The sequence below is a fragment of the Pseudoduganella rhizocola genome, assembly GCF_045984285.3.
GTDB lineage: Bacteria > Pseudomonadota > Gammaproteobacteria > Burkholderiales > Burkholderiaceae_D > Rugamonas.
The window spans coordinates 193,311-207,192 of record NZ_JBJQIK030000007.1 but is presented as its reverse complement, the minus strand read 5'-3'; the positions used below and the strand labels follow the sequence as shown (position 1 = coordinate 207,192).

11 protein-coding genes and 1 other RNA gene are annotated in these 13,882 nt (G+C 63.9%); 4 read left to right on the top strand and 8 right to left on the bottom strand.

Features of this window, described 5'->3' with window-relative positions; translation table 11 throughout:
- Window positions 1–51 precede the first annotated feature (51 nt).
- The 7 genes from ggt to ACJRPG_RS16900 form a co-directional block, all read right to left on the bottom strand.
- Complete coding sequence (gene ggt, locus ACJRPG_RS16930; protein WP_408001265.1) at window positions 52–1,818, bottom strand: gamma-glutamyltransferase; 1,767 nt, start codon at window positions 1,816–1,818, stop codon at window positions 52–54.
- A gap of 6 nt (window positions 1,819–1,824) precedes the next feature.
- The gene (locus ACJRPG_RS16925) at window positions 1,825–2,262 is read right to left on the bottom strand and encodes a hypothetical protein (protein ID WP_408001264.1); all 438 of its coding nucleotides are present in this window, start codon (window positions 2,260–2,262) and stop codon (window positions 1,825–1,827) included.
- A gap of 132 nt (window positions 2,263–2,394) precedes the next feature.
- Complete coding sequence (gene rpoH, locus ACJRPG_RS16920) at window positions 2,395–3,294, bottom strand: RNA polymerase sigma factor RpoH (protein ID WP_408001263.1); 900 nt, start codon at window positions 3,292–3,294, stop codon at window positions 2,395–2,397.
- Window positions 3,295–3,606: 312 nt separating this feature from the next.
- Entirely contained in the window at window positions 3,607–4,521 is a 915-nt protein-coding gene (gene ftsX / locus ACJRPG_RS16915; RefSeq protein WP_408001262.1) for a permease-like cell division protein FtsX, read from the bottom strand.
- Complete coding sequence (locus ACJRPG_RS16910) at window positions 4,518–5,183, bottom strand: cell division ATP-binding protein FtsE (protein WP_408001261.1); 666 nt, start codon at window positions 5,181–5,183, stop codon at window positions 4,518–4,520. The genes ftsX and ACJRPG_RS16910 overlap by 4 nt, the downstream gene beginning before the upstream one ends.
- Window positions 5,184–5,190: 7 nt before the next feature.
- On the bottom strand, window positions 5,191–6,237 hold the full coding sequence (gene ftsY, locus ACJRPG_RS16905) for a signal recognition particle-docking protein FtsY (RefSeq protein WP_408001260.1): 1,047 nt from the start codon (window positions 6,235–6,237) through the stop codon (window positions 5,191–5,193).
- Between the two features lie 73 nt (window positions 6,238–6,310).
- The gene (locus ACJRPG_RS16900) at window positions 6,311–7,267 is read right to left on the bottom strand and encodes a MerR family transcriptional regulator (RefSeq protein ID WP_408001259.1); all 957 of its coding nucleotides are present in this window, start codon (window positions 7,265–7,267) and stop codon (window positions 6,311–6,313) included.
- 672 nt (window positions 7,268–7,939) lie between these two features.
- Here ACJRPG_RS16900 and ACJRPG_RS16895 point away from each other — a divergent pair.
- Window positions 7,940–9,022 (top strand): porin, encoded by a 1,083-nt coding sequence (locus tag ACJRPG_RS16895; protein ID WP_408001258.1) that lies wholly within the window; start codon window positions 7,940–7,942, stop codon window positions 9,020–9,022.
- A 75-nt stretch (window positions 9,023–9,097) separates the two neighbouring features.
- Window positions 9,098–9,688 (top strand): hypothetical protein, encoded by a 591-nt coding sequence (locus ACJRPG_RS16890; RefSeq protein ID WP_408001257.1) that lies wholly within the window; start codon window positions 9,098–9,100, stop codon window positions 9,686–9,688.
- Between the two features lie 6 nt (window positions 9,689–9,694).
- Here the strand turns inward: ACJRPG_RS16890 and ACJRPG_RS16885 are convergent, their stop codons facing one another.
- Window positions 9,695–11,395 (bottom strand): thiamine pyrophosphate-binding protein, encoded by a 1,701-nt coding sequence (locus ACJRPG_RS16885; RefSeq protein WP_408001256.1) that lies wholly within the window; start codon window positions 11,393–11,395, stop codon window positions 9,695–9,697.
- 112 nt (window positions 11,396–11,507) lie between these two features.
- On the opposite strand from ACJRPG_RS16885, the gene rnpB reads away from it, so the two are divergent.
- Window positions 11,508–11,839: RNase P RNA component class A (gene rnpB / locus ACJRPG_RS16880), an RNA gene on the top strand.
- 23 nt (window positions 11,840–11,862) lie between these two features.
- The gene (gene glpK, locus ACJRPG_RS16875) at window positions 11,863–13,356 is read left to right on the top strand and encodes a glycerol kinase GlpK (RefSeq protein ID WP_408001255.1); all 1,494 of its coding nucleotides are present in this window, start codon (window positions 11,863–11,865) and stop codon (window positions 13,354–13,356) included.
- The last annotated feature ends 526 nt before the right edge of the window (window positions 13,357–13,882 follow it).

Below are 13,882 nucleotides of genomic sequence, written 5' to 3'. Positions count from 1 at the left end.
GACGGCAGCGCCGAGCCCCCAATGAAATAATCAGGGTCTGTCCCCAATTATTCAATGCGCGGGGTGCTGGACGGCGGCGCTGCCGGTGCCGTGGCGCTTGCCTTCGCTGACGGCGGTCACGGTGCCGTCGGGGTTGAAGACCAGCGCATTGGCGGCGCCGATTTCTTCCTGGGCGCCCCAGGTATGGCCCATCGCTGCCAGCCCTTTTGCCTGCGCGCTTGTGCCGAAGCCAGGTTCGATGTCGGTAGCGGCGCCGTTGCGCTGGGACAGGCGCGGCGCGTCCAGCGCCTGGTCCATGCGCATGCCGAGGTCGATGTAGTTGACGATGGTCTGCAGTACCGTGGTGATGATCGTCGAGCCGCCCGGGCTGCCGATGGTGAAGGCCGGCTTGCCGTCCTTGAAGGCGATGGTCGGCGTCATGCTGCTGCGGGGACGCTTGCCCGCTTCGGGCACATTCGGATGGGGACCGCTGAAATCGAAGTCCGTCATCTCATTGTTCAGGATGAAGCCATAGCCCGGCACCGTGATGCCGCTGCCGCCCCAGGATTCAATGGTGTAGGTGTAGGAGACGATATTGCCCTCCTTGTCCGACACCGTGAGGTGCGTCGTGTGCGCGCCTTCCGCCAGCAGCTTGCTGGTCGATGGCCGCAGCGGATAGCTCTGGTCTTTCTGGAACGGATAGGGATCGCCGGCGGGCGCCATGGGTTTGCCCGCGTGGTTGACGTCGATCAGTTCGCGGCGGCGCGCTGCATACTCCTTGCTCATCAGGCCTTCCACCGGCGCTTCCACGAATTCGGGATCCGCCAGGTAGGCATTGCGGTCGGCAAAGGCGAGGCGGCTCGCTTCAAGATACAGGTGCTCGGCCTTCTCGCGCGGCATGGACTTGAGGTCGTAGCCTTCGAGGATATTCAGCGCTTCGGCCACGGCTACGCCGCCGCTGCTCGGCAGCGGCATGCCGACGATGTCATAGCCGCGGTAGGTGCTGCGCACCGGCTGACGCAGGCGTGCTTCGTAATTGGCCAGGTCGGCCATCGTCATGTTCCCGCCGCGCACGTCGGCGCCACCCGCAACAGGCGGCTTGTTGACGGCAGCGACGATGGCGCGGCCGATCTTCCCTTCATAGAAAGCCTTAACGCCGCCCGCCGCGATCTCGCGGTAGGCTTTCGCCATGTCGGGATTGCGCAGCAGCGTCCCGGCAGGAAGCGATTTGCCGTCCTTCAGGTACAGGGCCGCCGTCGCCGGGAAAAGCTGGAATTTCCCGATATTGCCGTCGATAAGGTGCGCGAAGTTGGCATTGATGCGGAAGCCTTCGCTCGCAACCTTGATGGCCGGCGCCAGCACCTGGCGGAAGTTCATCTTGCCGTAGCGGTCCAATGCCTCGTGCCAGCCGCGCACCGTGCCCGGCACGCCGACCGACATGCCGCTGGCCACCACTTTTTCGAAATCCATCTCTGCGCCGTTCTCGGTGAATACCGTCGGCTTGAAGCCTGCAGGCGCCATCTCGCGGTGATCGATGGTGATCACGCGCTTGTCCCTGGCCAGGTAGATCACCATGAAGCCGCCGCCGCCGATGCCGCAGCTGAAGGGATCCGTCACGCCCAGGGTGGCGGCCGCCGCCACCGCTGCATCCACGGCGTTGCCGCCCTGGTTCAGGATGGTGATGGCCGATTGCGTGGCCTGTTCGGAGATGGTGGCCGCCGCGCCGCCGGTGCCGGTGGCCACGGGGCGCTTGGCGTATGCGGGGCCGGTGAAGGCCAGCGAGATGATGATGGTGGAAACGAGAAGGGTGGGAGTGGCGCGTCGCTGGCTTGGGCTCATGGTCGCTTAGGTAGGGCTTGGAAGATTTACCCTCAAGCTTACCCGATAATCCGGTGCGGGCTCATCTGCCGCCAGCGGTTCCGGCGGATCCAGGCTCTCCAGCGCGAACGCAATGCCGTTCTGCGTGATGGCGCGCCGCGCGTTCGGCATGTTCTCGGCGAGCACGAAGGTTTTGCTGCCCTTGGCGTCCTGCAGCGTGAAGCTGTAGCTGATATAGCCTTCCCACACGCAGACCGTGTTCCTGCGGCAGCGGCTGTCGTTGATGCGTTCCAGTTTGAGCGTGGTGTCGCGCGCCAGGCGCACGGTCTGGCCGGCGCGCAGCGCATAGCTGATCTCCATGCGCTGCGGCTGGCCGGACTCCGCGTTGGAGACCGGCACGCTGCAGGCGGCGATGACGCCGAGACCGAGAATGAAAGCGATGGTGCTGATGAACCGGGTGTTCATGGTTCCTCCTGGGCCGTAAAGGCAACGGGAGGAATGTTATCGAAATTACATCATACCCGGCGCACGATTGGCGCCAAAGCAAGAGAGCCGGCGGGGACGCTGTCCCGGCCGGCCCTCCTTACGTGCGGAAAATTACACGTAGGCGGCGAGCGCGCCCTTCATTTTCTTCAGGGCAGCCGCTTCGATCTGGCGGATGCGCTCGGCGGACACGCCGAACTCTTCCGCCAGCGTGTGCAGCGTGGCGCCGGAGCCGTCGTCATTCGCCAGCCAGCGCGCTTCCACGATGCGGCGCGAGCGCGGGTCCAGCTTGCCGAGCGCCGTTTCCAGGCCTTCGGACTGCAGGCGCGTTACCTGTTCGGCTTCCAGCACGCGCGTCGGCTCGTTCTGGTCGGAAGACAGGTAGGCGATCGGCGCGAATTTGTCGTCCTCGTCGTCGGTCGGCGATTCCAGCGCGATGTCGCGGCCGCTCAGGCGCGTTTCCATCTCGATCACTTCCTCGCGCTTCACATCCAGCATTTTCGCCAGCTCGTCGATCTGCTTGGGCGACATCGCATCCAGGCCCTGCTTGTGGCTGCGCAGGTTGAAGAACAGCTTGCGCTGGGCCTTGGTGGTGGCCACTTTGACCAGGCGCCAGTTCTTCAGGATGTACTCGTGCATTTCAGCCTTGATCCAGTGCATCGCATAGGACACCAGGCGCACGCCCTGGTCCGGGTCGAAACGCTTGACCGCCTTCATCAGGCCGATATTGCCTTCCTGGATCAGGTCGGCGTGCGGCAGGCCATAGCCCAGGTAGCCGCGCGCGATCGACACCACCAGGCGCAGGTGCGACATCACCAGCTTTTCGGCGGCTTTGATGTCGTTCTTTTCCTTGAGCTCGCGGCCCAGCTTGACTTCCTCGTCATGTGACAGCATCGGCAGGCGGTTGACGGCGGAAATGTAGGCGTCCAGGTTGCCCAGGTTGCCGCTGAAGCCCAGGCCAAGGGCATTGCTGCCAGCCGGAATCAGTGCAGAAGATGCGGACATCGTAGTCATTTTCATTTCCTCGCTTGAAGTGCTTTGTGCTGCCTGCGGAATTGCAGAGAACACTCATTGCCTACAGCATGCTCTAAACAACTTAGACAGTTCTTAATCCTGATTAAGTTGCATTACGGAACTGTTTTAGCATTGCTTTGGACATATATTAGCACTCTCGCCCGGTGAGTGCCAATCGTCGAAAACTGATCGCGGCGATAGAGAAGCGCTATCGATAGGCCGGATGCGATTCAGTTCGAGGGGAAGTATGGTGACAGCTTATCGCTGCCCGCGCGGCGTCCTCTGTGCGAGAACGCACGCTTGCGGCAGGACTCAGTTCAGGCGGGCGAGATGGCGCTGCACGGAAAGCACCGCTCCTGCCAGGCCAAGGCCGGCGGAGAGGGCCAGCAGCAGGGCCATGGGCAGCGGGTCGAGCGGGGCCAGCTGGAACTCGGAGGCGTACAGGCGTGCAAATTCGGCAATCGCCGTGTTCAGCGGACGCAGGGCCAGCGCCACCGCGCCCAGCGCCACCGCGCCGGCGCCCAGGCCGAGCAGGGCGCCCGTGTAATAGAAGGGGCGCTGGATATAGCTGTCGGTGGCGCCGATCAGGCGCGACACGAGGATCTCTTCACGCTGGGTCAGCACCTGCAGGCGGATGGTATTGAAGATGACCGCCACCACCACCGTCCCCAGCGTGGCCGCCAGCAGCAGCAGGGCCAGGCGCAGCACGCCCAGCAGGGCGGCCAGGCGCTTGACCCAGGCCGAGTCCACCTGCACCGCCTGCACGCCCGGCAGCGCGCGCATGCGTTCGGCGATATCGTCGATGGCCGCGCCTTCGGCGGCGCTCTGGAAGGCGTTCAGCTTGATGACATAGCTGTCCGGCAGCGGGTTCTCGCCCAGGGTGGCAACCACGTCCGCCAGGCCGCTCTTGTCGTTCAGGGTATCCAGCGCCTTCTCGCGCGGCACGAAGACGATCTTCGCATCCTTGACGATGGCGCGCAGCGAGGAGGCGAGGGCGGCCGACTGTTCGCGCGGCGCATCCGGCTGCATGAACACGGAGAGCTCGGGATCCACCGACAGCTGCTCGGACATGGGCCGCACATTTTCCAGCACCGTGAGCCCGGCGAAGGGCAGGGCCAGCGCAATCGCCACCACCAGGATATTGAAGAGGAAGCTGCCCGGCGCGCGGCGCAGGGTAGCGAAGGCGCCGCCCAGCGCGGCGAAGTGATGGCGCAGCCAGACGCTCATGCCGCCACCCCCGCGTCTTCCAGCTGGCCCTGTTTCAGGTAGATGACGCGGCCCGCCGCATCCAGCACCTGCTCGTCGTGGGTGGAGATCACGCAGGTCACGCCCACCGAATGGAAGGCTTTCAGCGCGTCGAACACGCGGGTGGCGCTGGCGCGGTCCAGGTTGGCGGTCGGCTCGTCGGCCAGGATGATCTGCGGCCGGTTGACGATGGCGCGCGCGATCGACACGCGCTGCTGCTCGCCGCCGGACAGGGCCAGCGGCTGGGCGTTGGCGCGGTCGCCCAGGCCCACCTTGTCGAGGGCGGCGCGGGCGCGCTGCTCGGCCTGGGCGCGCGGGGCGCCCGTCACCAGCAGCGGCATCATCACATTGGCCAGCACGGAGCGGTCGGTCAGCAGGCGCTGCTGCTGGAAAATCAGGCCCAGGTTGCGCCGCAGGAAGGGCACGCCGGCCGGTTTCAGGCGGCTGATGTCGGTGCCGTTTACCACCACGCTGCCCGAACTGGGGCGCTCCATCGCCGCCACCATCTTCATCAGCGTGGACTTGCCTGCGCCGGAAGGACCGGCGAGGTAAACCAGCTCGCCCTTGCCTATCGTGAGCGTGATGTCGCGCAGCGCCATCACATCGGAAGAATATTGCTTGGAAACGTGCTGGAATTCGATCATGGAGTCCTTAACCGAGCAGTGCTTCAACAAACTCCGCAGCACTGAAGGGCTGCAGGTCTTCGATCTTCTCGCCGATGCCGATGAAATAGACCGGCACCGGGCGCACGCGCGCAATCGCGGCCAGCACGCCGCCCTTGGCGGTGCCGTCCAGTTTGGTGATGATAAGGCCGGACAGCTGCAGCGCATCGTCGAAGGCCTTCACCTGGGCCAGGGCATTCTGGCCCGTATTGCCGTCGATGACCAGCAGCGTCTCGTGCGGCGCGCCTTCCAGGCCCTTGCCGATCACGCGCTTGATCTTCTTCAGTTCTTCCATCAGGTGCAGCTGGGTCGGCAGGCGGCCGGCGGTATCGATCATCACGACATTGGTGCCGCGCGCCTTGCCGGACTGCACGGCGTCGAAGGACACGGCGGCCGGGTCGCCGGACTCCTGGGCGATCACCGTCACATTATTGCGCTGGCCCCACACCATCAGCTGCTCGCGCGCGGCGGCGCGGAAGGTGTCGCCTGCCGCCAGCAGCACGGACTGGCCATGCGCCTGCATATGCTTGGCCAGCTTGCCGATGGTGGTGGTCTTGCCTGCGCCGTTGACGCCGGAAATCATCATCACCAGCGGCTGGTGGCGGCCCAGTTCGAAGGGTTTTTCCAGCGGCAGCAGCAGTTCCGTCATCAGCTGCTTCAGCGCCAGCTTCACGGCGGCCGCATCCAGCAGCTTGTCTTCCTTGACCTTGCGGCGCAGCGCGTCCAGCAGGTACTGGGTGGCATCGACCCCGGCGTCGGACATCAGCAGGGCGGCTTCCAGCTCCTCATACAGCTCCTCGTCGATGCGGGCGCCGACGAACAGCACGGACAGGTTGGCCGAGGTTTTCGACAGGCCCGCCTTCAGGCGGCCCATCCAGGACTGTTTCGACTCCGGGCGTTCGGCCGTTTCGGCATCGAAGGCCAGCGGGGCGGGGGCGGCGGATTCGGGTGCGGCGGGTTCTGGCGCCGCGGATTCGGACACCGCGGGCGCCGGCACTTCGGGCGCGACAGGTTTTTTCTTGAAGAAGCTGAACATGGTTGCTGCCGACACAGGAAAAGAGCCGGTATTCTACCAGAGCAGGCCGCGCCAATTGCGCCGCAGCAGGGTGTCAGGCGGCGGGGGCGTTGAGCTGGGCGCGCAGGCGGCGCCACTCTTCCAGGCGGGCGCTGATGTCGGCCAGTTCGATAATGCGCAGGTAGCCGGGCGGACGGCGCCGCAGCGCCGCGTTGCCGCCGCCGATCCATAGCTCCACATGCTCCGGCAGGCGGGCGCGCAGCTGCTTCAGCGATTCTGTTACCTGGCGCGAATTCATGGCCGAGGAGAAGGACAGCGCCACCACGTCCACCTGCTGCGAGCGGGCCGCCTCCACGATATCGGGCAGCGGCGTCTGCACCCCGAGCGAAATGCATTGCGCGCCCTCGGCCGAAAACAGCGCTTCGGCCATCAGCAGGCCCAGGCCGTGGCGCTCCTGCGGCAGGGTGGTGAGCAGGATGCGCGGGCGCGGCGCGGCGCTGATATGGCTGGCCTGGGGCAGGGCGAACACCGCGCTGTGCATCACGGCCTGCAGCGATTCAGTCACCATGTGTTCTTCAAACACTGCAAACTGGCCGCAAGCCCAGGCATCGCCCACCATCGTCGTCAGGGGCGCCATCAGGTCCAGAACGAAATTACGGACTCCCATTACCATCAGGGCCTGCGACAGGCGGCGGCGCAGTGCGTCGGCGTCCAGGCTTTTGCATAGATCGAGGTAAATCTGCAGATCGGGGTGGGGCGTGCGGCGCGGCTGGCGCTGGTCGGCGGCTTTTTCGGCCAGGGCCTGCAGCGCCTCCATGTCATAGCTGATCACCTTGCCCGGGCGGTAGCCCAGGTCGATCAAACGCTTGATCATGCGCAACTTCTGCACCTGCTCGGACGGGTAGACTCGCTCGCCGAAGCTGTCGCGTTGCGGCTGGGGAAAATCGTAGCGGCGTTCCCAGACGCGCAGGGTTTCTTTGGCGACGCCGGTATCGCGCTCAACATCGCTGATTGTTGCAGGCACGGGCATGTGGGTGACGTCGGTGTTCATCGGGATAGGCGGCTCCGCCAAGGAAGGCGACGTGCATTCTAACCTCGTTTTTACGAAGAAAGTTGCGCATTATCCACAGCAGACCAGGTGTTAAAAACTTGCTCGCGTTGCTTGTCCAATACACAGCTTGTGGTTTTTTGGCTTTCGCTTCGATTCCTTTCATTGTAGTTCCTGTGTCGTGGACAGAGGCCGTTACAAATTTTTTTTCACTCGGCGCTGCCATGCAAATGCGGATCCTTCGCACCAAGATGGTGCAGTCTTATGTGGAAAATACTTACTTAGATATGCGACATCATTAGCTGATTTCATACATAAAGTAGGTTATAAAGAGACAGTTTTTGCTGCTTTGCGGCAGGAATTTGTGTTCGGGTATACAATCCTGCCGTGGTGACCACCCAGGGAGACTGGCTGGTTCCATTAGTAGCTTGATACTTGATGGAAAGCAAAAGCATCAGTATAGTGCCGCCTCCCGGTGCATCCGTGCACCGATATGAAGCCGGCGCGAAACTCGGCCGCGACAATAAGTGAGAGCTCTCCTACCAGGAGGGCGAGATGGCAAATGGGGATATTTGCTTTCACAAAGACGGCGTCCGGGACGAGGACGCCCACAAGACCGATTCAAGCCTCTGCTTTGAAAAATCTTTAAATTGCAACACAACAGAAGGAACAGTAATGAAAAAAACTCTAATCTCCCTCGCAGTGTTAGGCGCAATGAGCAGCGCCGCTTTCGCACAGAGCAACGTCACCATCTACGGTATCCTGGACGCGGGCCTGGTTGCTGAGCGCGGCGGTAAAGCCGGCAATATCACCAAGGTAACCAGCGGCGTGGCCAACGCTTCGCGTATCGGCTTCCGCGGCGTGGAAGACCTGGGCGGCGGCCTGTCGGCCATCTTCACCCTGGAAACCGGCTTCCGTGCGGATGACGGCGCGCTGGACAACACCAGCAGCACCCTGTTCAACCGCCAGGCTTTCGTTGGCCTGCGCTCCAAGGAAGCCGGCACGCTGACCATCGGCCGCCAGTACACCCCTTGGTACAACGCCTTCGTGCAAGTGGGTGATCCGTTCGCTGCCGGCCTGTCGGGCTCCGCGAAAAACCTGTTCCCGGCCGGCGGCATCAACGTGCGTAACAGCAACGCCGTGGTGTACCAGACCCCGGTGTACAACGGCCTGAGCGGTGAAGTGTTCTACGGTTTCGGTGAGCAGTCGGGCGATTCCGCTGCCGGCCGTCAACTGGGCGCTGCCGTGTCCTACGCCAACGGTCCGCTGAACGTGCGCCTGGCCTACAACAACCGCAACAACGACACCGCGACCGGCCTGGCGCCGATCGTTGAGCGCGATATCGGCCACAACAGCCTGCTGGCAGTCAACTATGACTTCAAGGTTGCCAAAGCCTTCTTCATGTACGGAAGCAACAAGGGCCTGAACAGCGTCGCTTACCCGAACGCTACCGCCTACACCACCACTGCAGTGGCGCCGTCGACCGACAGCCGCAACGCCCTGATCGGCGCCACCGTGCCGGTCGGCGCGGCAGGCAGCTTCATCGCTTCCTACAGCACCGTGGACGACAAAGAGTTCAACCGTGACGCGCACCAGTGGGCACTGGGCTACACCCACAGCCTGTCGAAGCGCACCACGACCTACCTGTCGTACGGCAAGATCAACAACAAGAACGGCGCCAGCTACACCGTTGGCAACAACGCCGAAGTTGGTTCCGGCGATTCCGCTTTCAACGTGGGCATCCGCCACTCGTTCTAAGCCGCCTTGCTGCACATGGAAACCGGCTGCTTCGGCAGCCGGTTTTTTTTCGTCCTGCCGCGTTAGAATGTGGGCATGAAAACAAGAACCCGTTTGAGCATGGCCTTGCTGGCCCTGGTGACCGTCAGCTGCGCCGCCATTGCGGCGGCCTTCGCCGCGCCGCGCGGCAAGCAGGAGCCGGAACGCAAGCCGATTCCGCGCTACGGCGTTCTGGTTTATTCCGATATCTGCGTGCACCCGGAAACGGGCGACTATGGCGGCCAGCGCATTACCTTCCAGCGTTTCCTTGAAGTGGATACGGCCATCTACGAGTTCACGGCGGGCGGCATCAGCTGGCCGCTGGTGGCCAGCGATATCAATATCGACCCGCGCGGCAAGATGATGTATTTCACGGTGGACGTGCCGCAGGAAGAGGAGCCGCGCACCATCAGCGGCAAATTCTCGGCCGACGGCGAAACGCTGACGCTGGACGGCGGCTACTGCGAAGACCAGCAGAATCCGATGAAGCTGTCGCGCGTGCACGATTTCGGCGCCAGGCCCAAGGCCTGCAAGTCCTGCCCGCCGCCACGGCCGGTGAAGGAGAAGCGGGAGCCGGCGGAAGAACTGCCGCCGATGGAAAAAACGCCGGCCCCCAAATGGGAACCGGCGCCGCCGTCTCAAGGCTAAAGCCGCTTAGCGCTGCTGCGCCGCCTCTGCCGCCTTGCGCATCGCTTCCAGCGTGGCGCCCGGCGTAATCAGGTTGCCGTCGTAGCGCAGCTCGATCAGCGCGGGCAGCTGCTGCGTGCGCGTATGCTGCAGCGCGCGTTCCAGCGCCGGCGCGAAGTCCGCCGTCTTCTCCACGATCTCGCCATGCGCGCCGGAGGCCTTCGCCAGTTGCGCGAAATCCGGATTCGCCAGCGTGGTGCCGGAAACGCGGCCCGGATAGGTTTTCTCCTGGTGCATGCGAATGGTGCCGAACATCTCGTTATTGAACACGATGATGATGACGCCCGCCTTGTACTGCACGGCGGTGGCCAGCTCCTGGCCGTTCATCATGTATTCGCCGTCGCCCGCGAAGGTGATCACGGTGCGCTGCGGATCGATGATCTTGGCCGCGACGCCGGAGGGGACGCTGTAGCCCATGGCGCCGCTGGTCGGGGCCAGCTGGGTGCGCGCGCCCCCGTAGCTGTGGAAGCGGTGCGCCCAGGTGGCGTAGTTGCCGGCGCCGTTGGTGATGATGGTGTCGTGCGGCGCCAGGCGGTCGATGTCCTGCACCACCTGCCACAGGTCCAGCGGCGCCTTGCCGTCCTGGAAAATGGCGGGCTTCTGCTGCCAGGCCTGCAGTTCGGCGCGTGCTTCCGCCACCGAACCTTTCCAGGCGCCCGCGTCCACCGGCTCCATGGCCGCCAGCATGGCCGCAGCCTGCGGCATGCCGCTTGCGATCATCAGCTCGCCCTGGTACACGCTGCCCAGTTCTTCCGGATCCGGATGGATGTGCACGAGGCGCTGGCGCGGCACCGGCGATTCGATGATGGTATAGCCGCTGGTGGTCATCTCGCCAAGGCGCGGGCCGATGGCGATCAGCACGTCCGCGTCGCGCACGCGCGCCGCCAGCTTGGGGTTGATGCCGATGCCCACGTCGCCTGCATAGTGCGGGTGCTGGTTGTCCAGCAGGTCCTGGAAGCGGAAGGCGCAGGACACCGGCAGGGCGTTCGCTTCGGCGAAGCGCACGATATCGGCGCGGGCCTGCTCGTTCCAGCCGCTGCCGCCCAGCAGCAGCAGCGGGCGTTTCGCCTCCGCCAGCATGGCGCGCAGCTGCGCGATCTGGGCGGCGGCCGGGGAGGCTTGCACCGGCTGGTAGCGGCGGGTGTCCGCCACGGCGGCCTGCGCCACCAGCATGTCTTCCGGCAGTGCCAGCACCACGGGGCCCTGGCGGCCGCTGGTGGCAATCTGGAAGGCACGGGCGATATATTCAGGCACACGGTCGGCACGGTCGATCTGCGCCACCCACTTGGCCATCTGGCCGAACATGCGGCGGTAATCCACTTCCTGGAAGGCCTCGCGGTCCATGAAATCGCTGCCCACCTGGCCGATGAAGAGGATCATCGGGGTCGAATCCTGGAAGGCGGTATGCACGCCGATGGAAGCATTGGTGGCGCCGGGGCCGCGCGTCACGAAGCAGATGCCGGGCTTGCCGGTCATCTTGCCGTAGGCGTCGGCCATGAAGGCCGCGCCGCCTTCCTGGCGGTTGATGATGAAGCGGATGCCGGAGCCGTGCAGTGCATCCAGCACATCCAGGTAGCTTTCGCCGGGCACGCCGAAAGCGGTATCGACACCGTGGACTTTCAGTGCATCGACCAGGATCTGGCCGCCGGAACGGGATGGATGCGTCATGGAGCTCGCCTCAAGATAATAAGATGATGCAGCATTCTAGAACCTGCCCCGCCGCCCGGCTTTCCAAATGGCGACACCAATTTCCTGATTCCGACCGGGTATAATACGCCCTGATGCAAGCCAGACAGCCGCTGGCTGCCGTAGCAATACGGTGGCGGGAGGAAGGTCCGGACTCCATAGAGCGGGGTGACGGTTAACGGCCGTCCGCTGAAAGTCCTTCCGGGGATATAAGGCGAGGAACAGGGCCACAGAGACGAGCGTATTAAGTTACGGTGAAACGCGGTAACCTCCACCTGGAGCAATTTCAAATAGGCACGCGTTGAGGCGGCTCGCGGAGCGTGCGGGTAGAAAGCTTGAGCGGCGGAGTAATTCGCCGCCTAGAGGAATGGCTGTCATAGCGCTTCGGCGCCGTAACAGAATCCGGCCTATCGGCTTGCTTCAACTAATTCCTTTCTTCGGATTCGCCGATGAAAAAATACATCCTGGCGTTAGATCAGGGCACCACCAGCTCCCGCGCAATCCTCTTTGACCAGCGCGGCCGGCTGTGCGGCAGCGCAGCGCAGGAATATCCCCAGCACTTTCCGCAACCGGGCTGGGTTGAACACGATCCCAAGGACATCTGGGAGAGCCAGCTTGCCGTGGCGCGCAAGGTGCTGGCCGAACAGGGCGTGCAGGCTGCGCAGCTGCAGGCCATCGGCATCGCCAACCAGCGCGAAACCACGGTGCTGTGGGACCGCCTGACCGGCCAGCCGGTGGCGCCCGCCATCGTGTGGCAGGACCGGCGCACCGCCGACTACTGCGAACAGCTGCGCGCCGAGGGCAAGGCCAAGCTGATCTGCGAATGCACCGGCCTGGAACTGGATGCCTATTTTTCCGCCACCAAGCTGAAATGGCTGCTCGACCACGTGCCGGGCGCCCGCGAACGCGCCGAACGCGGCGAACTGTGTTTCGGCACCGTGGACAGCTGGCTGGCCTTCAAGCTGTGCGGCGTGCACGTGACGGACGTCAGCAATGCTTCGCGCACCATGCTGTTCAACATCCACCTGATGCGCTGGGACGCGGACCTGCTGGCGCTGTTCCGCATTCCGGCCTCCCTGCTGCCGCAGGTGGTGTCCTCCAGCGAAGAGGTGGGCATGACGCACGAGGAGCTGTTCGGCGAAGCGGTGCCGCTGGCCGGCATCGCGGGCGACCAGCAGGCCGCCACCTTCGGCCAGGCCTGCCACCAGCCCGGCATGGTGAAGAATACCTACGGCACCGGGTGCTTCATGCTGATGCATGCGGGCGCCCACCCGCGCGTGTCGCATAACCGCCTGCTGTCCACCGTGGGCTGGCGGGTGGACGGCGCCACCGACTACCTGCTGGAAGGCAGCGTCTTCATGGGCGGCGCCACCGTGCAGTGGCTGCGCGACGGGCTGGGCATCATCCGGCAGTCTTCGGACGTGGAAGCGCTGGCCGCCAGTGTGCCGGACAGCGGCGGCGTGCTGCTGGTGCCGGCCTTCACGGGGCTGGGCGCGCCGCACTGGGATCCCTATGCGCGCGGCGCCATCGCCGGTCTGACGCGCGGCAGTACGCAAGCGCATATTGCGCGCGCCGCCGTCGAATCCATCGCCTACCAGAGCGCCGAGCTGCTGGCCGCCATGCAGCGCGATGCCGCCATTCCTGTGGCCGAAGTGCGGGCCGACGGCGGGGCGGCGCGCAACGACATGCTGATGCAGTTCCAGGCCGACCTGCTCGGCGTGCCGGTGCTGCGCCCGCGCGTTACCGAGACCACGGCGCTCGGCGCCGCCTACCTGGCCGGCCTGGCCTCCGGTTTCTGGGCTTCGCGCGAGGAGATCGCGGCGCAATGGGAGTGCGAGCGCCGCTTCGAGCCAGCCATGGACAATGAGCGCCGCGCCGCCCTGATGCAGCGCTGGTCGCGCGCCGTCGAACGGGCCAAATCCTGGGCCGCGCCGCTCGATTGAAGCACTGCAGCATGGCCTGCGTATAATGGCGGCAGGCGCTGCACGGCAGCGTAAATTTGTCTATACAACTTGTTTCCCTCAAGCATCGTTGCTGCTGAATTCCTGAGCAGCCGCTCCTCCGGGGCGGTGGTGAAAACTGCCGCGCTCCCGCCTGTTCAGGGCAATTTCCGGCAAATTTGCGGCTGTCGCCCGTACGCGACGTGTTCGTTGCCAACTTGCAACCTTATGCATTTGTTTTAATTTTGTTTGTACCAATTTTGTAGCGCCGGACACGGTTGCGCAGATGAGGTAGCACTTTCACTATCCCGCCTAAGTATCTAATTTCTCGACACATTTTCACGTGAGCTCGCTTCAACGATGCGCGCTAAGTCCTTAATTTCATTACTAAAAACCGGTTTTTTCCAATTGGAAATCGCTTGACCACCAGTTTTGCTTACTCTAAAGTGGGCATCTGTGTGAAAAAGTGTAGTTTTGTGGGATTTTTTGGCGAGAAAAGCGCTGCACAAAATGACGGACAACATTAGGG

Coding starts and splice junctions, on each gene's coding strand:
- ftsX (WP_408001262.1), bottom strand. CDS start 4,521: ATGAGCGTCTGGCTGCGCCATCACTTCGCCGCGCTGGGCGGCGCCTTC.
- ACJRPG_RS16910 (WP_408001261.1), bottom strand. CDS start 5,183: ATGATCGAATTCCAGCACGTTTCCAAGCAATATTCTTCCGATGTGATG.
- ftsY (WP_408001260.1), bottom strand. CDS start 6,237: ATGTTCAGCTTCTTCAAGAAAAAACCTGTCGCGCCCGAAGTGCCGGCG.
- ACJRPG_RS16890 (WP_408001257.1), top strand. CDS start 9,098: ATGAAAACAAGAACCCGTTTGAGCATGGCCTTGCTGGCCCTGGTGACC.
- ACJRPG_RS16925 (WP_408001264.1), bottom strand. CDS start 2,262: ATGAACACCCGGTTCATCAGCACCATCGCTTTCATTCTCGGTCTCGGC.
- ACJRPG_RS16885 (WP_408001256.1), bottom strand. CDS start 11,395: ATGACGCATCCATCCCGTTCCGGCGGCCAGATCCTGGTCGATGCACTG.
- ggt (WP_408001265.1), bottom strand. CDS start 1,818: ATGAGCCCAAGCCAGCGACGCGCCACTCCCACCCTTCTCGTTTCCACC.
- ACJRPG_RS16895 (WP_408001258.1), top strand. CDS start 7,940: ATGAAAAAAACTCTAATCTCCCTCGCAGTGTTAGGCGCAATGAGCAGC.
- rpoH (WP_408001263.1), bottom strand. CDS start 3,294: ATGACTACGATGTCCGCATCTTCTGCACTGATTCCGGCTGGCAGCAAT.
- ACJRPG_RS16900 (WP_408001259.1), bottom strand. CDS start 7,267: ATGAACACCGACGTCACCCACATGCCCGTGCCTGCAACAATCAGCGAT.
- glpK (WP_408001255.1), top strand. CDS start 11,863: ATGAAAAAATACATCCTGGCGTTAGATCAGGGCACCACCAGCTCCCGC.